This window comes from Marinobacter sp. (assembly GCF_035268745.1).
Taxonomy (GTDB): Bacteria; Pseudomonadota; Gammaproteobacteria; order Pseudomonadales; family Oleiphilaceae; genus Marinobacter.
This window is the reverse complement of sequence record NZ_DATFKH010000118.1, coordinates 12,626-30,178: the sequence shown is the minus strand read 5'-3', so window position 1 is coordinate 30,178 and position 17,553 is coordinate 12,626. Positions and strand designations below refer to the sequence as shown.

The following is a 17,553-nucleotide window of genomic DNA, read 5'->3' as shown; positions in this document are numbered from 1 at the left end:
CAGGAGTCAGGCTTCTGATCACCGGTCAGTGCTGCCGGACTAGTGTATAGTGCAACTCTATTTTTCTGCTCACCTGCTCGCACGGCGAGCTGCACACACGAATAGCCGGAAACATGAAACAGCTTAGCCAGATCTTCCCTGTTACGCTAATTATGGTAATGAGTTCCACAATTCTAGCCGGTTGTTCTTCCCTCAGCTATTACCATCAGGCTGCAAAAGGTCATTTTTCACTGATGATGGCCACTGAACCGGTAACGGACTGGCTGGCAGCCCCTGGTACGCCAGAGCCACTGAAGGCAAAACTCAGGCTGTCGCAACAGGCCCGCCGCTTCGCCCAGGAGCGCCTGCATTTGCCGGTCGGCGACGCCTTCTCCGGATATGCCGAGCTGGAGCGTCCCTGGGTTCTGGTGAATCTGGTGGCAGTGCCGGAATTTTCCCTCAAACCCAGGCAATGGTGTTACCCGTTGATCGGCTGCCAGGCTTACCGGGGCTATTATGAACTTGACGATGCCCGGGCCGAAGCCAGGCTTTTCGCGGATAAAGGCTACGATACCTTCATCGGCGGAGTGACTGCCTACTCCACCCTGGGCTGGTTCGACGACCCGCTCCACACCGGGTTCACTCGCCTGTCTGGTTCCAGAATGGTGGCTCTGATGTTTCATGAACTGGCTCATCAGGTCGTCTATATCGACGGGGACACGGCGTTCAATGAAAGCTTTGCAACCTCCGTCGAGCTTGAGGGCTTAAGGTTATGGCTGCAGGAACAGGGCAACACCACGGGCTTTGAACAGGCACTGCAACGCCTTCGCCAGCGCCGGCAAACGCTGGAACTTACCGACCGGACAACGGCGGAACTGCGCCAGTTGTACCGCCAGCACGAGACCCTGACGGATACCAGAATGCGGCAACTGAAAGCTGACATCTTTGATCGGCTGAAACAGGATTATCTGGCCCTGGCGGAACAGTGGGACCAGCCGGGGCCCCTGGGTTCGGCACCGGATAGACTCAACAATGCCAACCTGGCGCTGTTCCGCCAATACAACCAGTACGTGCCTGCGTTCCGGCAACTGTTCCGGGACTCGGACCAGAATTTCAAGACCTTTTATGATGCGGTAGAAACCCTGGCCAGGCTTGAGGCCCAGCCGCGGGAACTACGTCTGACTGCCCTGGGAAAGCGGTTTCACGAACACCTTTGATTTACGCTCAACGTCATAGGAGGCCAGCTTCGGCCCCGGCAGTTCCTGAACAGACGAGGGCATGAACCCGCGCTCACGGAACCAGTGCTCGGTCTGGGTGGTCAACGCAAACAGGCGCTGGATGCCATGGCCGCGGGCCAGCTTTTCGATCATCACCAGAATTTCGTCACCGCGTCCGGCCCGGCGGTAGGCCTGGTCAACCGCAAAACAGGACAGCTCGCCGGCACCTTCTTCCGGGTAATGGTGCAGAGCGGCACAGCCGACAACAGTGCCATCCCTTTCGGCGACGACATAGTTGTCAATGTCGGTTTCCAGCATGTCCCGGGAACGGCGAACCAGCGCGCCCTGCTCCTCCAATGGCTGGATCAGGCCGAGTATGCCGCCGATATCCTCTACCCGCGCCTTGCGGATCTGTTCGTAGTTGTCGCCGCTGACCAGAGTGCCGGAACCGTCACGGGTGAACAGTTCTTCCAACAGGGCACCGTCCTCAACATAGCTGATGATATGAGCCCTGCGGACACCCTTTACACAGGCGTCGCAGGCGGCCTTGAGCAGGTCACCGTCATGGCCTTCCACTTTGCCCGCCGACATCCGTTCGGTGGCCTGCTTTGCGGTCAGTTCCCTGATCAGTGTGCCGTCGTCTGCTGGCAGGCCCTGACGTGCGGTGAACATGATCAGTTTTTCCGCCTTCAGCGCGGCGGCCACCTGGCCACCCACATCTTCATAGGAAAGATTGAAGGCATCCCCCGTCGGCGAATAACCCAGCGGCGGCAGCAGCACGATGTGAGCCAGCTCCAGGAGTTTCTCGATGCCCGCCACATCCACGCGCCTGACCCGGCCGGTGTGGCCAAAATCAATGCCGTCAAGAACGCCGACCGGGCGCGCAGTGACGTAGTTTCCACTGCTGACCCGGATACGGGCATTGTGCATGGGCGAATTCACCAGGCCCATGGACAGCTGGCTTTCCAGATGAGCCCGCAAGCCGCCGATGGCTTCCAGCACTGACAGCAACTGGCTTTCCGGCGTTAGCCGCAGGCCGCGATGAAACACTGACTCGACACCCATGGCATCCAGCCGGGCCTGAATCTGGGGTCGCGCGCCGAATGCGACCACCAGCTTCACACCCAGGCTACTCAGCAGGGCAATGTCATGAATGATGTTGATCAGATTGCCGTGGGCGATGGCATCACCACCAATGGTCAGCACCACCGTGCGGCCCTGATGGGCGTTGATGTAGGGTGATGAATGACGGAACCCGTGCAGCCAGTCGTTGGATTTCAACCTGCTCTCTCCAGCTTAGAGGCAAAACCTGCGAATCAGACCCTGGAGGATGCTGATCGCAGGGTCGAGTTGTGACAATGCCAGAAACTCGTCGGGCTGGTGGGCCTGGTCGATCGACCCCGGCCCCATCACCAGGGTCTCCAGGCCCAGTTTCTGCAGCCAGGGCGCTTCCGTGGCGAAAGCCACTGCTTCGGCAGTATGGCCGGTCAGTTTTTCGCAGACCCGCACCAGTTCGGCATCTTCGGCGGTCTCGAACGGCGGCACACCATCGAACAGGGGCGCAAACTCCATGGTCAATCCGCGGCTGTCAGCCACTGGCTGAAGGCTTTTCAGAATTGATTGCCGCAGCGCATCCATATCCATGCCGGGAAGCGGTCGCAGATCAAATTGCAGTTCACAACGGGCACAGATACGGTTGGGATTATCGCCACCGTGGATACAGCCCAGGTTGAGGGTAGGGACCTGCACGCGAAAGTTGGGATTGCTGTACTGTTCCTGCCAGCCGCTGCGCAGCGCCAGCAGATGCCCAAGCGCCTCGTGCATGCCTTCCAGGGCATTGCGACCAAGGCCGGGGTCGGAGGAGTGCCCCGACTGGCCTTCAAATACCAGCCGCTCCATCATGATGCCTTTATGCATGCGCACTGGTTTCAGACCGGTGGGTTCACCAATCACCGCATAGCGCGCCTCTGGTCGTCCGGCTTCCGCCAGCGCACGGGCACCGTTCATCGAGCTTTCTTCATCGGCGGTCGCCAGAATAATCAGCGGCTGCTGGAGTTTCTGCCCGACAAAGGCTTTTGCCGCTTCGATGGCCAGCGGGAAGAAGCCTTTCATATCGCAGGTGCCGAGGCCATACCAGCGGTTATCCCGCTCGCTCAGCTGAAAGGGGTCACTCTGCCAGCGCTTGTCGTCGAATGGTACCGTATCGGTATGGCCGGCCAGCACCAGCCCGCCTGATCCGCGACCAAGGGTCGCGATCATGTTGACCTTGCCGGGCATGCCGGGCACATCCAGTATTTCCACCTCGAACCCCATGGGTTCAAGCCACTCCGCCAGGATGCCAACCACCGGTTCGTTGCTGTGGTCCCACTCGGGCGACGCACTGCTGATGGATGGCTGGGCAACCAGCTGCGCCAGCATACTCTGAACACCGGGAAGATGCTGTGTGGATCCTGACATTAAACGAACCTCCGTGCCCTGACCGGAGCCAGGCTATGGATTCTGGCCACGACGCCAGACTTCAAGACTTTCGATCAACTGGATAACGATAGGGTAAGCCACCTCACCGCCATTAACCAGACGCACGACTTCCAGGCGCTTGTCACCAATCTCCGCCAGACGACCTTCCACCAGATTGCCATTGGTGAGGGTCACTCTCACGGTCTGCCCTTGCAGCGCTTCGGCGTTGGCGGGATCGGCAGGCTCCCAGCCCGGCCTTTCCGGCCCGGAGCTGTCGACAATCGGTTCCATGGCCTGAACGGGTACATCCTCCGGTTCTGGTGCTATCGGTACCAGGTAGACGTCCGGGACCCTGGCACCGTTGTAGGTCACAAAGGGCGCGGAAGCGCTGACCGGAACGCCCCAGAATGGCTGACCCGGGTCCAGTTCCAGACCCAGCTCGCCACCCTCGGTCAGCCACTGACGGTAAAGTGCAATAAGCTGGTCGCTGGCACCGAACCCACGGGCAGCCAGCGCCGAACGGAATGACTCCATCACAACCCGGGTCCACTCGCCGGTTTCAAGCCCGGCTTCTCTGGAACAGTAAGCCGACACCCGGCGCATCAGCCCCCCGTCACGGAGAGTGATGGTCAGTGGCCGGGCGCCGGAATGGATCACAGCGATCGGGTCAACGGGATTGAAGCGGGCGCCAGGCCAGACCAGCTCAACGCTGCCGGTTTCAACTGTTGTCAGTTCCCCATAAAGTTCTGAAGCATCCTGCCGGACCAGCACCTCGCCGGCAATACCGGAAATACCCATGCGCAAAAGATCCCCGCTGCCCAGTTGCTGGCGATGATCCGGACCACAGACCGGGGCAAAAAGCGCCGGCGTCCGGTTCTCATCAGAGGCCGTTACCCAGTTGCGGAATAACGCACTATCAAGCGCCATGGCAACCTGTTCGGCCTGTAACAGCCACTGTGGAGGCAGAGATGAGGGATCAATTAATGCTCTGATCAATGCAATGGGAGAGCCGGCATCAAATTGCAGGCGCCCGACAGTGAGGCTCTGGGACAGGCGGAAATCCTCGTAGGCGCCGTCAACCAGCGTGAGCGAGCCGCCGATACCGGAGCGGATCCAGCCGTGGTCAAGAACGCCAACATCACTGACTGTCTGGTTTGCTTCGGAGAAACGCTGATCCGTCAGCCACCAGACACCTCCCTTGAAAGCGACATAGCCGGCCAGGGCCAGAAAAACCAGTAAGGTCAGCAAACGCTTCATGATTCTGTCCTTTTACAACTACAGGGCTTCTGGCTTCAGATCCGGGAGATCAGGTCCGGGAGATCAGGGTGCCCACACCCTCATCGGTAAAGATTTCCAGCAGGGTCGCGTGGGCAACACGGCCGTCGATGATGTGTGAGGTGCGTACGCCGTTCTCCACTGCATTCAGGGCACAGCGGATTTTGGGCAGCATGCCACCATGGATGGTGCCATCTTCAATCAGGGCATTGACCTGCATTGCGGTAAGACCGGTCAGCACCTTCCCCTCCCTGCTTTTCAGACCGGATACGTTGGTCAACAATATCAGCTTTTCCGCTTTCATTGCTTCCGCTACCTTGCCTGCAACCAGGTCGGCGTTGATGTTGTAGGATGCTCCGTCCGGCCCCACGCCAATAGGTGCAATCACCGGAATCAGGTTGCTGCGGGTAAGCATGTCGATAACGTCGACGTTCACGCTGGCCACCTCGCCTACGTGGCCGATATCAATAATCTCCGGGCGCTCCACTTCCGGTGAGCGGTCCATCACTTCCAGCTTCCGCGCCCGGATCAGGTTGGCATCTTTGCCGGTCAGCCCGATCGCCGCACCACCGTGGGAATTGATCAGTGACACAATCTGTTTGTTCACCTGGCCACCAAGTACCATCTCCACGACGTCCATGGTCTCGCTGTCGGTCACCCGCATACCGTTTACAAACCGGGACTGGATATTCAGCCGTTCCAGCAGCTCACCAATCTGCGGGCCGCCACCGTGAACCACAATAGGGTTGATGCCCACCAGTTTCATCAGCACGACATCGCGGGCGAAACTGCTTTTCAGCTCGCCGTTTTCCATGGCATTGCCGCCGTACTTGATCACCACGGTCTTGCCGGTAAAACGCTGAATATAGGGCAGGCCCTTGCTGAGTACTGCTGCAACCTGCATTGCTGTTTCACGATCCAGAGCCATTCAGATTGTCCTGAAAATAGTAAGAGGTGTTCAGAAATCCGCAACAAGATCCGGCGCTACCTTGGCCAGCTGCTCCCGGAACACGGCTTTTATACGTTCCAGCGCCTCGTCGCTTTCAGCTTCAAAACGAAGCACCAGCATGGGCGTGGTATTGGAGGCCCGGCACAGCCCCCAGCCATCACTGTATTCGACGCGGACACCGTCAATAGTGTTGATATTGCCATCACCGAAGTCACCCTTCTGCCCCAGATTTTCAATAATTGTGAACTTGGTCTCTTCAGTGACTTCCACATTCAGTTCCGGCGTGCTGATATCCTCCGGAAATTCCGCGAACACTTCGTTGCTGTCCCGGTCTTCAATGCCGAGAATCTCAAGCAGCCGCGCGGCCGCGTAAAGGCCGTCATCAAATCCCGGCCAGCGTTCCCCGAAGAAGATGTGGCCACTCATCTCGCCCGCCAGCAGTGCCCCGGTTTCCTTCATTTTTGCTTTCATCAGCGAATGACCGGTTTTCCACATTATGGGCCGGCCACCGGCTTCTGAAATCACGCCAGCCAGGCGACGACTGCACTTTACATCGTATATGACATCAGCACCGGGATTGCGGGAGACGACATCCCGCGCAAACAGCATCATAAGCCGGTCAGGCCAGATAATTTTACCGGTGTTGGTGACTACCCCCAGGCGGTCGCCGTCGCCGTCGAAAGCCAGTCCAAGGTCTGCTTTTTCCGAATGCACGGCGGCAATCAGATCTTCAAGATTCTCCGGTTTACCGGGGTCCGGATGGTGATTGGGGAAGTCACCGTCCACTTCACAATACAGCTGCACAACTTCACAGCCCAGCTCTTCCACCAGCACCGGAGCCAATCCGCCAGCAATACCATTGCCTGCATCCAGTACCACCTTCAGGGGCGCGGCCACGGCAACATCTCCGACGATCTGGTCGAGATAGGCCCGGCGAACATCCTGGGAGGACTGGCTGCCCTGGCCGCTGGCAAAATCGCCGGTCTGAATCCGCTGCCACAGCTTCTGAATGGTTTCACCCGACAAGGTTTCGCCGCCAAGCATGATCTTCAGGCCGTTATAGTTGGCCGGGTTGTGGCTGCCAGTCACAATCACGCCTGAGCCTGTGCCCAGTTCATGGGTGGCAAAATAAAGCACGGGCGTTGGCACCGCGCCGACATTGATTACATCGCACCCGGTTGCCATGATGCCACGACCAAGGGCAGCGGCCAGGTCCGGGCTGGAATGGCGGCCATCGTAGCCTATGCAAATGCTGTCGACGTCACGAGCGATGGCCTCGCTGCCAATGGCACGCCCTATCAGCTGAACGATGTCTGTGGTGAGAGTCTCGCCGACAATGCCGCGAATATCGTAAGCGCGGAAAATGGTCGCGGATACTTCCAGCTCTGACAGTTCGACTTCCTCGACACCGGGAGCGCCGGCAGTTCCGCCGGGGCCACCACCAAAACCCAGTACGTCTTCGTCGCCGTCCAGCATGTCGATATCGAGCATGTTCTTGTCCTGGAACAGCGGTTCATCGCCCGGTACCGCACCTGAGCTTGGCTTTTTCCCGGGCGACGCGGATTCAGCCTGTTTGGCAACCCGCTTGTCGACGATCCGGACAAGCCGGGACATGACTTCGGCGGTGGAGGCAACCATCTCCCATTTAAACGTGGGGGGCTTGATCTTCTCGCCGCCAAAAGCTTTGTGGGCCCACTGAACCAGTACAGCCACTTCCTGGCGCAGATTGCGCTGGGCTGCGCTGAGCAGTGCCCATATCAGTATCGATGCCAGCAGTACCGGGCCAACAACCAGCGCTGCCAGCTTGACGATACTGATGACGGGCGCGGGGGGCGCCGCCGATTGATAGGTCAGTTTCCAGTCCGGATTCAGCAACCTTCGCTCAACCACGTTACCGTGACCGGTCCCGGCACTGACAATTATCCGCTCGGCTCCGTTCACCGCCCTGACAATCGCATACCGGCCCTGAAGCTGATCATTAGGACTGGAAAGCAGAGGTCTGAGTCCGTCGACATCAAAAACCGCCAGAATACTACCTGTGACCGCGTTGCCATTTTCATTGCGAACCGGTGCAGCGAGCTGCAACAACCACCGGTCCTCACGGGGAAAGGCGTCCGGATAGATCGGACGCCCGGTTTCCGCCCGCCGTGCCAGTTCCAGGCCTGAAAATCCCAGAGTCGGCTCGCTGGACGTGCGGGGGATATCGCCATAGGGAAACAGATACAGCGCCTGAACCTCGGGCAACGCAGCCGTTGCCGAGGCTGTTGCAACCGGTAATGACCCGGCGCCTTCGAGCGCCTCCCGCACATAATCCTGGCGGCCCAGCCCGGCAATAACCGATTGCATCAGGCTCAGCCGCTGGTTGACCCGGGCGGTGGCTGTATCTGCGGCCACCTCCGCCTGCATCTGTTGCCGGCGTGATTCAGCGGGCACGATGAGCATCAGGTACACAAGCAAAACCGCCGCCGCACCAGCCACCAACACAACCAGTGCTTGCTGAATAGCAACGGAACCAAGCTTCCTGTATTTTTTACTGACCGCGTCTTTCTTGCTCCGGCCCTGTTTTTTCGCCAATTTGGCATCCGTTCCGGAATCAGCAGCTTCTTCGTCCGTTTTCTTCTTTTTCCCAAGCTTCATAACCCATCCTGCTGGTATAAGCGCCTGTATTTATCCTTTAACCGAGAGTATAGACCCTCTAGGCAAATCTGTAGCAGGCGAGTCACTTACTGCCGGTTGAGCCGAATCCGCCCTCGCCCCGCTGACTCTGATCGAACTCGGACACGACTTCAAAGTCTGCCAGCACCACCGGAACCAGAACCAGTTGTGCGATGCGCTCACCGACTTCAATGGTAAATTCCGTGCTGCCACGGTTCCAGCAGGAAACCATCAACTCACCCTGGTAATCCGAATCGATCAGACCCACCAGGTTGCCCAACACTATGCCGTGTTTATGCCCGAGCCCACTGCGCGGAAGGATCATCGCTGCCAGGGACTGATCGGCAATGTGAATCGAAAGTCCGGTCCTGATGAGCTCGGCCTGGCCCGGCTTCAGCGTAAGCGGGCTGTCGAGGCAGGCGCGCAGGTCCAGCCCCGCGGAACCTTCGGTGGCGTATTGCGGGAACGGGACGCTTTGCCCGATCCGTTCATCCAGGATCCGTACCTGAAAAGTCTGGCGGGTCATGAGGTCTGCCTGTATGTCATTTGCTATCGGTAAGTTGACCGGCGATCAGCGAAATCAGTCGCCGGGACAGGTTGGTTTTGGTATCCGGCCCGATGCTTTCGCGGCCGCCAGGCCAGAACACCGTGACCGCGTTGTCTTCACTGTTGAAACCGAGCCCCGGGGTGGACACATCATTTGCCACGATCATATCCAGGTTTTTGCGTGACAGTTTGTCGAGTGCATAGTGTTCGACGTCACGGGTCTCGGCGGCGAATCCAACGCTGAAAGGCGCATCAGCGCGCGCAGCAATGGTGGCCAGAGTGTCCGGGTTGCGCACCAGGGCCACATTCATTGCATCGTTGGTTTTCTTGATCTTGTCGCTGGCGCAGGTGTCGGGCCGGTAATCTGCTACCGCTGCGGTGGCAATAAAAAGATCACAGCCCTCATCCACCGCATGGTTTGATTCGTCAAGCATATCCTGGGCCGTGGTGACGAAGCGACGTTCGACACCGGCTGGAGCCTCAAGAGCCACCGGGCCACTGATCAGGACAACCTCGGCGCCCGCAGCCTGGGCGGCGGCGGCCAGGGCATAGCCCATCCTGCCGGAACTGTGATTACTGATATAACGAACCGGATCTATGGGCTCCCGGGTCGGGCCTGCGGTAACCACCACACGCTTGCCATTGAGGACTCGGGGCCCGCCCGGTTGCTTTTGTTCGCTCTGGTCTGCCACCACGCTCTCGGCAATCAGCGCAAAGAGCGCAGTGGGTTCGAGCATCCGGCCCGGCCCGGTGTCGCCACAGGCCTGGAAGCCCTGATCCGGCCCCCATAACTGAACCTGTGGATCGGCTTCCAGCATCTCGATATTGCGCCGGGTCCGGTGATTACTCCACATCGCCTGATTCATTGCCGGCGCCAGCGCAATCGGCGCTTCCGTGGCACAACACAGGGTGGTCAGCAGATCATCGGCAAGGCCGTTTGCCAGTCGCGCCATGAAATCTGCCGATGCCGGCGCAACCACAATCTGATCTGCCCATTTCGCAAGCTCGATATGGCCCATGCCTGCTTCGGCTTCCGGGTCCAGCAGCGAGGTTCTTACCGGCTCGCCACTCAGGGCCTGGAAGGTCAGCGGTGTGATAAACGCTTCCGCACCACGGGTCATTACCACCCGGACTTCCCGCCCCGACTTTTTCAGCAGGCGCACAAGTTCCGCACTTTTATAGGCAGCAATGCCCCCGGTTATACCCAGCAGGATTCGATGAACAGCCATAGTGGCTCCAAGCAAGATAGTGGCCGCCGACAGTTTTCACCGCAGGCAGCAGCGGACTCTACACTATACAAATGAAAGGGCTGTAGAATAGCACGTCCGCGCACTTCGGACAGCCCGGGTGGTGTGGTAGACTGCGCCCTGACAAATGGAAACATGCCCCACAGGATGTGCGGGCCACACGAAAGGAATCGGTCATGGCAGATACTCATTGGCCCGAAGATGAGCGCCCCCGCGAAAGGCTGCTCGCCCACGGTGCCAACAGCCTTTCAGATGCGGAACTGCTCGCCATATTTCTGCGAACCGGCACAGCCGGAATGCCGGTAATGGCACTGGCAAGACACCTTACCGACGAATTCGGCGGTCTCCGCGGCCTGATGACGGCCTCCCGAAGCCAGTTCTGTGCCATCAAAGGCCTAGGCAACGCCAAATACGCGCAGGTGCAGGCGGCCATGGAAATGGCCCGGCGGGTGATGGACGAGCCCCTGCGCCAGGGTGATCCGTTGCGATCCCCCGAGGATACCCGACGGTTCCTGAGCATCCGGCTGGCAACCTATCCCCACGAGGTTTTTGCAGGCCTGTTTCTGGACAACCGGCACCGGGTGATCCGCTATCAGGAGCTGTTCCGGGGCACCATTGACGGGGCCGCGGTCTATCCGCGGGAGGTGGTCCGCCAGGCGCTGGAAGTCAATGCCGCAGCGGTGATCTTCGCTCACAATCACCCATCCGGAGTGGCCGAACCCAGCCAGGCCGATGTATCGCTGACCCGCAGGCTGAAAGAAGCACTGGGGCTGGTGGATATCAGAGTCCTTGACCATATGGTGGTTGGCCACGGGGACATAATATCCCTTGCCGAACGGGGTCTGATGTGAATCGGGTTGCCGGCTACCCGCAAAGCCGGCCGGAATCCCAACAATTTTTTGCGTTGAGAGCTCCATTCTGGTATAAAAGCGTCCCTTTCTGGCGGCGTCTGGCGAGTAGCGTGCATTTCTTGGCACAAGCAAAACACCAGAAACGCGATTGAACGAATTTAAAACGTATTTTCAGGACCCTAGCTCAGGTCGGAGGCAAGTATGTCCAGAGTCTGTCAGGTTACCGGTAAGCGACCGGTATCCGGTAACAATGTTTCTCACGCGATGAACCACTCTCGTCGTCGTTTTCTGCCCAACCTGCAGCACCACCGCTTCTGGGTTGAGACAGAGAAGCGTTTTGTAAGGCTGCGCGTATCTACCAAAGGTATGCGTGTAATTGACAAGAAAGGCATTGACGCTGTGCTGGCCGATCTTCGTGCCCGCGGCGAGAAATTCTAAGGAGCCGCATCATGCGCGAAAAAATCAAGCTGGTTTCATCAGCAGGCACTGGTCACTTCTATACGACCAAGAAAAACAAGCGAAACACCCCGGAAAAAATCGAGATCAAGAAGTACGATCCGGTTGTCCGCAAGCATGTTTCGTATAAGGAAGCCAAGATCAAGTAAATCTGGTCTGGTCATCCGCAAAGCCTGGCACCTGCCAGGCTTTTTTTATGGCTGAGGACAGGGTGATATGCTGCAAATCAGTCAGAAAGTCCGCAAGTAACCTTTGGGCAGTTTGATGTCCAGGGCGACAGGCAGGTGGTCTGAAACCGGAAAGCGGACCACCTCGGAACGGCTGATTTCGAGACTGGGGCTCACCAGGATGTGGTCCAGCGCGCGCTCGGGCCGCCAGCTTGGAAAACTGTGGGCCGTTGCAGGCAAGGGAACCAGATTGGCGTGTTTCAGCGGTGTGTTGCTCAACAGTTGTTCAGCGTGGTTATTAAGGTCTCCCATCAAAACCACGTGCTGATAATCTGAAATCAGCTCCCGAATAAATCCGAGCTGCTTTTGCTGCGCTGCCTTGCTTAATGACAGGTGCAGCATCACCAGCACCAGGGGATCGTCTTCCGAACCATAGCGGGCAACAATTGCCCCGCGCCCCGGAATCAGCCCCGGTAACTTGTGCTCGTCCACACTTAAAGGCTTGTAACGGCTCAACAAACCATTGCTGTGCTGTGCCAGTTGCCCCATATTCCGATTGAGCTGCTGATACCAATAGGGTATTCCCGCCGCTTCCGCCAGGTACTGGACCTGGTTGATGTAACCACTTCGCAGGCTGCCGCCATCGCATTCCTGCAGGGCAACGACATCGTAGTTGCGTAACAGTGCGGCAATCCGGTCAAGATTCTCAATCCGTTTGCGATGGGGCAGCAGATGTTGCCAGCTTCGGGTCAGGTAATGTCGGTAAGAGGCGGTGTTGATCCCCACCTGGATATTAAAGGTGAGTAACCGGATTTGCCGGTCAGGCTCGAAATCCGGCACATGATCATCTCCGGAGCAGCTGCCCCTGACCACGTCAGAGGGCTTTAAGATAGTTTGCAGCTGCTTTTTGATGCGACTGTACATGAGTGGCATCTCTGCTCAGCAGTGCGCGTCTATCTTTCTTTCTCAACCAGATAGTCGACCACATCAAGAACCGCCTCATGGCTGCCTGCCATACGGGCGGTTACCCGATACTTGCCCGCAACAAGCATGGTCGGGGTGCCGGTCACCCTTGCACCGCGAACCTTGGAGTGCGCCTGCTGCAGTCGTGCGTTCACGCCAAAGCTGTTGTAGTTCTTGAGAAAGGCTTCCGCATCCACACCGTGCTCGGCAACAAAATCTGCCAGCGCTTCGCCCGAGTCGAGTTGCCGCCGCTCGCCTGCCAGTGCTTCAAAAAAAGCATCATGGACCTTGTCCAGCTCACCCATCGCCTCAACCGCGTAAAATGCTCTCGCGTGGGGCTGCCATGAAGCGCCCAGCGTGGCCGGGATTTTCACATAGTTGACATAATCGGGGGCGGTTTCAGCCCAGCTTTCAACGAAAGGCTTGAACGAATAGCAATGAGGGCAGCCGTACCAGAACACTTCAGCCACTTCGACGCCGGTGTCACTGGCCGTTCTTACCGGCATTTCGATAGCTTCATAATGCTGCCCTTCCTGATAGGACTGGGCATTGGCCTGGGACAGAAACAGCAGTGCGAAGATCAATACGGCAAGTGTTTGGACATTTCGGATCATTACTGTTCTCCGGTCTGTTAAGGAAATCTGGCTTGATTATGACTCAGTGTTGGCAAAAAGTTCCACCACCGGCAGATTAAAGCTCGGTTAAGCGCCGGTCTTTTCCGCCAAAATAAAAACCCCGCCGAAGCGGGGTTTGTTGGCGGTAACGGATACCCGGCTCAGTTGAGGCCTGACGCGTAGCTGGAGACCGCCTCGATCTCCTGGTCGGTCAGCTTGGCCGCGACGTCCATCATGATCGACGCATTCTGCCCCGCGTCGCGCTCACCAACGCGATAGGCCTTCAGTTGCGCGGCGACATATTCAGCGCTCTGGCCACTGAGGCGCGGATAACCGGCCGCTTCGATACCAGAACCATCGGGGCTGTGGCAACCGGCGCAGGCGGGCACACCGGAAGCCATGTTGCCGCCACGATACAGTGCCTCGCCCTGATCCACCAGGTCGGGATCGGCCTGGCCTATGGGCATGGACTGACTGTCAAAATATGCGGCCAGGTCCTGCAGGTCCTGATCGGAGTTGTTGTTCAGCAGCCCGGTCATGGACGGGATCATTCGCTCCTGCTCCTTGATCAGGACCAGTTGCTGATGCAGGTATTTCTCACCCAGCCCGGACAGTTTCGGGTAATTCGGTGCAATCGGCTCGGCTCCGCCAGCCCCGTGACAGCCCGCACATACCTGAGCGTTCGCCTCGCCTGCTTCAGGATTTCCGGCCCCGTGTGCGATCGCCGTGAGGCCGACACCGAGAACAACTCCTGCGATCAGTTTCTTCATGCTAGCTCCGCTTCTCTCATCCAAAAGTATTCTTCGTTATGCAGCCGGCAGGCACGGATCAAAACACACAAACCGAGGCTGATGGCGGCTACCCAAGGCGTTTAACCAGGAATTGGTGTAGCATTATACATTAATCCCTGACAACTGAAATCCAATAGGAGACCCAATCTCCGTGACCTCTGACGCGACGGCCAAAAGCCTTTCCTTCAACAGCGCCCGTTTTCTGATCAGCGCCTCGGTGCTGGAAGAATGTCCGGCCGACCATGGCGCGGAAGTCGCATTTGCCGGACGCTCGAATGCCGGCAAATCCAGCGCCATCAATACGATCACCACCAATGGCAAGCTGGCGCGGACCAGCAAGACCCCGGGCCGTACCCGGCTGATCAATTTTTTCTCCCTGAACCGGGACCACTGCCGCCTGGTGGACCTGCCCGGCTATGGCTACGCCCGAGTATCCCGGGACATGAAAGACGACTGGCAGAAGCACCTTGGCCATTATCTTAATGATCGCCGCAGCCTGCGTGGTCTGGTTCTGGTGATCGATATCCGCCATCCGCTGACCGACTTTGATCAGATGATGGTGGAATGGTGCGATCATAACAAGCTGCCGTTGATGATTCTTTGCACCAAAGCAGACAAACTGAAGTTTGGTCAGGCCAAAACCGCCATGCTCGGTATCGCCAGAAAACTGGAGGCTGTCGAATGTCTGGAACATCTGGTGATGTTCTCGGCAACTTCCAAACAGGGGCTGGACGAAACGAGAGAAGCACTGGCTGGCTGGTTTGAGGAGTGACAGGATCAGGCCAGCCAATAAAAAAACGGCCTGCCAAGGCGACAGGCCGCGAAACGTCAGGGTTTAAGACGCACTAGAACCTGAGCCCTCTTTGATATCTGTAGCAAAGATCACGCTCAGGAAGACGCCCGCAATGTCCGGATTGCCGACGTCCTGCACCTGTGACAGCAACATTCCGCCGGAGTTCCCTGCTATCTCACACTAGTGTCTGTCTCCCGCCACCAGGGCAACGCCGCGCTTTTGCTCCTGCAGTTCGGGACGGTATTTTTCCCGCAGGATCATGACCCGTTCCCGGTATTCCGGAGTCAGATAGGGAATTTCCAGAGTCAGCACCTGATAGATGGCCTGCTTCAGATGCGTCAGCGACAGGCTGCCGTCGCCCTCACTGGCGCGGGCTGTTTTCAGATAGGCCATCCAGTTGGTGATGATCAGCCAGACGTTCAGCGACATCGCGGACCTCAGATCTTCAGGCTGGAGGTAAATAATGCCGGCCTCTGCGAGTTTCTCGTAAATGCGGTTGATCGCGGCCAGGCAGCGGTTGGTAAATTCCCGGTAGTCCTCCCGCAGCCGCCGGTCGCTGTCCAGCAGATATTCCAGGTCCCGGTGAAAGAAACGGTAACTCCAGAGCCCGTCAAACACCGACTCCAGGTAGAAGGTCAGGTCGTCCAGAGTAAGCGGCCGGTTTTCCGGAATTTCGAGATAGAAATCCACCAGCTTTTCATACTCGAGAAAGATCTCGTAAATAATGTCGGACTTGTTGCGGAAATGGTAATAGAGGTTACCGGGCGAAATCGCAAGGTGCGCCGCAATGTGGTTGGTGGTGACATTGCGCTCTCCGCGCTCGTTAAAAAGTTCCAGACTGGAGAGCAGAATCCGGTCTCTGGTTTTCATGGGCTCGGCTCCCTGCGGACTTGACTGCCTAGAGTATATACTCTAATAATACCGCATAGTGCAAACTGCGCATTTTTTCACCATTGCCGACAGGCCTGGCAGACCCCATTGCAAAACCTGGCAAGGGCGCTGCAAGGCCGGAGCATCGCACGGAGAATCCGATTATGGTTGCCACCGTTGTGCAACTGACCGAAAGCAAAAAACAGATTCAGCACAATCACCGCATTTTTGATGATCAGAAGAAGGCATTCCGCAATCATCCCATGCCTTCCCTGACCGAGCGGCAGGAAAACCTGAAACGCCTCAAACGCGTGCTGCTGGCCAATCAGGACCGGTTGCTGGAGGCCATGGACCACGATTTCAGTTGCCGCTCCAGAGATGAATCGCTGATTGCGGAGGTCATGCCCTCGATTCAGGGTATCAACTACACCCTGAAAAATCTGGGGGGCTGGATGAAGCCTTCCAAACGCCATGTCTCCATGCTGTTCCAGCCCGCCAGCAATCAGGTACATTACCAGCCTAAAGGTGTGGTGGGTGTGATTGTTCCCTGGAACTATCCTTTGTACCTTGCGGTGGGCCCCCTGGTCGCTTCGTTGTCAGCCGGCAACCGCACCATGATCAAGATGTCTGAGTATACGCCACACACCTCGGCCCTGTTCCGCGAACTGATTGAGTCCGCTTTCCCGGAAGACCTGGTCAGCACCGTCATTGGTGAGGCAGACGTTGCGGCGGATTTCTCGGCCCTGCCCTTCGACCACCTTTTGTTCACCGGCTCCACGACCGTGGGCAAACTGGTAATGAAGGCCGCGGCGGAAAACCTCACACCAGTGACCCTGGAGCTTGGTGGCAAATCACCGGCGATTGTTGCCGCTGACGTGCCCCTGGAAGATGCTGCCCAGCGTATCGGCTTCGGCAAGGCGCTGAATGCGGGCCAGACCTGTGTTGCGCCGGATTACGTACTTTGTCCCACCGACCGGATACCGGCCTTCGTGGACGAATTCCGCAACCAGTTCACTGCCATGTACCCGACCCTGCGGGATAACGATGATTACACCGCTATTATTAATGAGCGGCAGTACAGCCGGCTCCAGGGGTACCTGGAAGATGCCAGAGCCAAGGGTGCCGAGCTGATCGAGATAAACCCGGCGCAGGAAGATATGAAGGACGGCACCCGCAAGATGCCGATTACTCTGGTGCTGAACACCACGGCGGACATGAAGCTGATGCAGGATGAAATCTTCGGGCCGATCCTGCCCGTCATCAGCTACGGCAACCTGGACGAGGCCATTCATTACATCAATGACCGGCCCCGCCCACTGGCGCTGTACTACTTCGGCTATGACCGGTCACATCAGGAATACGTAACCAACAACACCCACTCCGGAGGCATGTGCATCAATGATGCACTCATGCACGTTGCCCAGGACGACCTGCCCTTCGGCGGCGTGGGTGATTCCGGCATGGGCCACTATCATGGCAAGGAAGGTTTCATGACCTTTTCCCATCATCGGGCCATTTTCAGCAAACAACGTTTCAACAGTGGCAAATTTGTTTACGCACCGCATGGTACGGCTGCCCACAAGTTGATATACAAGCTGTTTATCCGCTAAATACCGGCACGGCAACAAGGGGAAGGGAAATGCGGAGTACAGACGACCCTGCCCGGGAAGCTGCCATCGTCGTTTTGGTTCGCGGGGAGGGGTGCTATCCTGCCGGTATTGAT

General features: G+C 57.8%; 17 protein-coding genes. 6 read left to right on the top strand and 11 right to left on the bottom strand.

Going from position 1 to position 17,553, the window contains the following annotated elements:
* The first annotated feature begins 113 nt into the window (after positions 1–113).
* A complete protein-coding gene (locus tag VJ956_RS08900; protein WP_414674413.1) occupies positions 114–1,196 on the top strand; it encodes an aminopeptidase in 1,083 nt (360 codons plus the stop codon).
* Here the strand turns inward: VJ956_RS08900 and argA are convergent.
* The 7 genes from argA to coaBC all read right to left on the bottom strand — a co-directional run bounded on the left by argA (position 1,152) and on the right by coaBC (position 10,307).
* A complete protein-coding gene (gene argA, locus VJ956_RS08895; protein WP_324083933.1) occupies positions 1,152–2,477 on the bottom strand; it encodes an amino-acid N-acetyltransferase in 1,326 nt (441 codons plus the stop codon). The genes VJ956_RS08900 and argA overlap by 45 nt on opposite strands.
* Positions 2,478–2,492: 15 nt before the next feature.
* A complete protein-coding gene (gene argE / locus VJ956_RS08890) occupies positions 2,493–3,653 on the bottom strand; it encodes an acetylornithine deacetylase (protein WP_324083931.1) in 1,161 nt (386 codons plus the stop codon).
* Between the two features lie 33 nt (positions 3,654–3,686).
* Positions 3,687–4,910 (bottom strand): acetylornithine deacetylase, encoded by a 1,224-nt coding sequence (locus tag VJ956_RS08885; RefSeq protein WP_324083929.1) that lies wholly within the window; start codon positions 4,908–4,910, stop codon positions 3,687–3,689.
* A gap of 49 nt (positions 4,911–4,959) precedes the next feature.
* Entirely contained in the window at positions 4,960–5,856 is an 897-nt protein-coding gene (gene argB, locus VJ956_RS08880) for an acetylglutamate kinase (RefSeq protein ID WP_324083927.1), read from the bottom strand.
* Positions 5,857–5,886: 30 nt separating this feature from the next.
* Positions 5,887–8,514: a phosphomannomutase/phosphoglucomutase gene (locus VJ956_RS08875; protein ID WP_324083925.1), complete on the bottom strand. Its 2,628-nt coding sequence runs from the start codon at positions 8,512–8,514 to the stop codon at positions 5,887–5,889.
* Positions 8,515–8,596: 82 nt separating this feature from the next.
* A complete protein-coding gene (gene dut, locus VJ956_RS08870; RefSeq protein ID WP_324083922.1) occupies positions 8,597–9,058 on the bottom strand; it encodes a dUTP diphosphatase in 462 nt (153 codons plus the stop codon).
* Between the two features lie 16 nt (positions 9,059–9,074).
* Positions 9,075–10,307 (bottom strand): bifunctional phosphopantothenoylcysteine decarboxylase/phosphopantothenate--cysteine ligase CoaBC, encoded by a 1,233-nt coding sequence (coaBC, locus tag VJ956_RS08865; protein ID WP_324083918.1) that lies wholly within the window; start codon positions 10,305–10,307, stop codon positions 9,075–9,077.
* Between the two features lie 194 nt (positions 10,308–10,501).
* On the opposite strand from coaBC, the gene radC reads away from it, so the two are divergent.
* The 3 genes from radC to rpmG all read left to right on the top strand — a co-directional run bounded on the left by radC (position 10,502) and on the right by rpmG (position 11,781).
* Complete coding sequence (gene radC, locus VJ956_RS08860; RefSeq protein WP_324083917.1) at positions 10,502–11,176, top strand: RadC family protein; 675 nt, start codon at positions 10,502–10,504, stop codon at positions 11,174–11,176.
* Positions 11,177–11,377: 201 nt separating this feature from the next.
* Positions 11,378–11,614, top strand: a complete 237-nt coding sequence (gene rpmB / locus VJ956_RS08855) for a 50S ribosomal protein L28 (protein ID WP_324083916.1) — start codon at positions 11,378–11,380, stop codon at positions 11,612–11,614.
* Between the two features lie 11 nt (positions 11,615–11,625).
* The gene (rpmG, locus tag VJ956_RS08850; protein ID WP_324083914.1) at positions 11,626–11,781 is read left to right on the top strand and encodes a 50S ribosomal protein L33; all 156 of its coding nucleotides are present in this window, start codon (positions 11,626–11,628) and stop codon (positions 11,779–11,781) included.
* An 81-nt stretch (positions 11,782–11,862) separates the two neighbouring features.
* Here rpmG and VJ956_RS08845 read toward each other — a convergent pair whose 3' ends face one another.
* The 3 genes from VJ956_RS08845 to VJ956_RS08835 all read right to left on the bottom strand — a co-directional run bounded on the left by VJ956_RS08845 (position 11,863) and on the right by VJ956_RS08835 (position 14,146).
* Complete coding sequence (locus tag VJ956_RS08845) at positions 11,863–12,723, bottom strand: endonuclease/exonuclease/phosphatase family protein (RefSeq protein WP_324083912.1); 861 nt, start codon at positions 12,721–12,723, stop codon at positions 11,863–11,865.
* A gap of 29 nt (positions 12,724–12,752) precedes the next feature.
* Positions 12,753–13,376: a thiol:disulfide interchange protein DsbA/DsbL gene (locus VJ956_RS08840; protein ID WP_324083910.1), complete on the bottom strand. Its 624-nt coding sequence runs from the start codon at positions 13,374–13,376 to the stop codon at positions 12,753–12,755.
* Between the two features lie 161 nt (positions 13,377–13,537).
* Entirely contained in the window at positions 13,538–14,146 is a 609-nt protein-coding gene (locus tag VJ956_RS08835) for a c-type cytochrome (RefSeq protein WP_324083908.1), read from the bottom strand.
* A gap of 172 nt (positions 14,147–14,318) precedes the next feature.
* On the opposite strand from VJ956_RS08835, the gene yihA reads away from it, so the two are divergent.
* Positions 14,319–14,939 carry a ribosome biogenesis GTP-binding protein YihA/YsxC gene (gene yihA, locus VJ956_RS08830; RefSeq protein ID WP_324083906.1) on the top strand — a complete coding sequence of 207 codons (621 nt, stop codon included), beginning with the start codon at positions 14,319–14,321 and terminating at the stop codon, positions 14,937–14,939.
* 201 nt (positions 14,940–15,140) lie between these two features.
* Here yihA and VJ956_RS08825 read toward each other — a convergent pair whose 3' ends face one another.
* Positions 15,141–15,830, bottom strand: coding sequence for a TetR/AcrR family transcriptional regulator (locus VJ956_RS08825; protein WP_324083904.1), 690 nt, complete (start codon positions 15,828–15,830; stop codon positions 15,141–15,143).
* A gap of 161 nt (positions 15,831–15,991) precedes the next feature.
* On the opposite strand from VJ956_RS08825, the gene VJ956_RS08820 reads away from it, so the two are divergent.
* Complete coding sequence (locus VJ956_RS08820; protein ID WP_324083966.1) at positions 15,992–17,440, top strand: coniferyl aldehyde dehydrogenase; 1,449 nt, start codon at positions 15,992–15,994, stop codon at positions 17,438–17,440.
* Positions 17,441–17,553 lie beyond the last annotated feature (113 nt).

What these genes read in the sequence shown, in the direction of transcription:
- VJ956_RS08900 (WP_414674413.1), top strand. Translation starts at nt 114, where the DNA reads ATGAAACAGCTTAGCCAGATCTTCCCTGTTACGCTAATTATGGTAATG.
- argE (WP_324083931.1), bottom strand. Translation starts at nt 3,653, where the DNA reads ATGTCAGGATCCACACAGCATCTTCCCGGTGTTCAGAGTATGCTGGCG.
- VJ956_RS08885 (WP_324083929.1), bottom strand. Translation starts at nt 4,910, where the DNA reads ATGAAGCGTTTGCTGACCTTACTGGTTTTTCTGGCCCTGGCCGGCTAT.
- argB (WP_324083927.1), bottom strand. Translation starts at nt 5,856, where the DNA reads ATGGCTCTGGATCGTGAAACAGCAATGCAGGTTGCAGCAGTACTCAGC.
- VJ956_RS08875 (WP_324083925.1), bottom strand. Translation starts at nt 8,514, where the DNA reads ATGAAGCTTGGGAAAAAGAAGAAAACGGACGAAGAAGCTGCTGATTCC.
- dut (WP_324083922.1), bottom strand. Translation starts at nt 9,058, where the DNA reads ATGACCCGCCAGACTTTTCAGGTACGGATCCTGGATGAACGGATCGGG.
- coaBC (WP_324083918.1), bottom strand. Translation starts at nt 10,307, where the DNA reads ATGGCTGTTCATCGAATCCTGCTGGGTATAACCGGGGGCATTGCTGCC.
- radC (WP_324083917.1), top strand. Translation starts at nt 10,502, where the DNA reads ATGGCAGATACTCATTGGCCCGAAGATGAGCGCCCCCGCGAAAGGCTG.
- rpmB (WP_324083916.1), top strand. Translation starts at nt 11,378, where the DNA reads ATGTCCAGAGTCTGTCAGGTTACCGGTAAGCGACCGGTATCCGGTAAC.
- rpmG (WP_324083914.1), top strand. Translation starts at nt 11,626, where the DNA reads ATGCGCGAAAAAATCAAGCTGGTTTCATCAGCAGGCACTGGTCACTTC.
- VJ956_RS08845 (WP_324083912.1), bottom strand. Translation starts at nt 12,723, where the DNA reads ATGTACAGTCGCATCAAAAAGCAGCTGCAAACTATCTTAAAGCCCTCT.
- VJ956_RS08840 (WP_324083910.1), bottom strand. Translation starts at nt 13,376, where the DNA reads ATGATCCGAAATGTCCAAACACTTGCCGTATTGATCTTCGCACTGCTG.
- VJ956_RS08835 (WP_324083908.1), bottom strand. Translation starts at nt 14,146, where the DNA reads ATGAAGAAACTGATCGCAGGAGTTGTTCTCGGTGTCGGCCTCACGGCG.
- VJ956_RS08825 (WP_324083904.1), bottom strand. Translation starts at nt 15,830, where the DNA reads ATGAAAACCAGAGACCGGATTCTGCTCTCCAGTCTGGAACTTTTTAAC.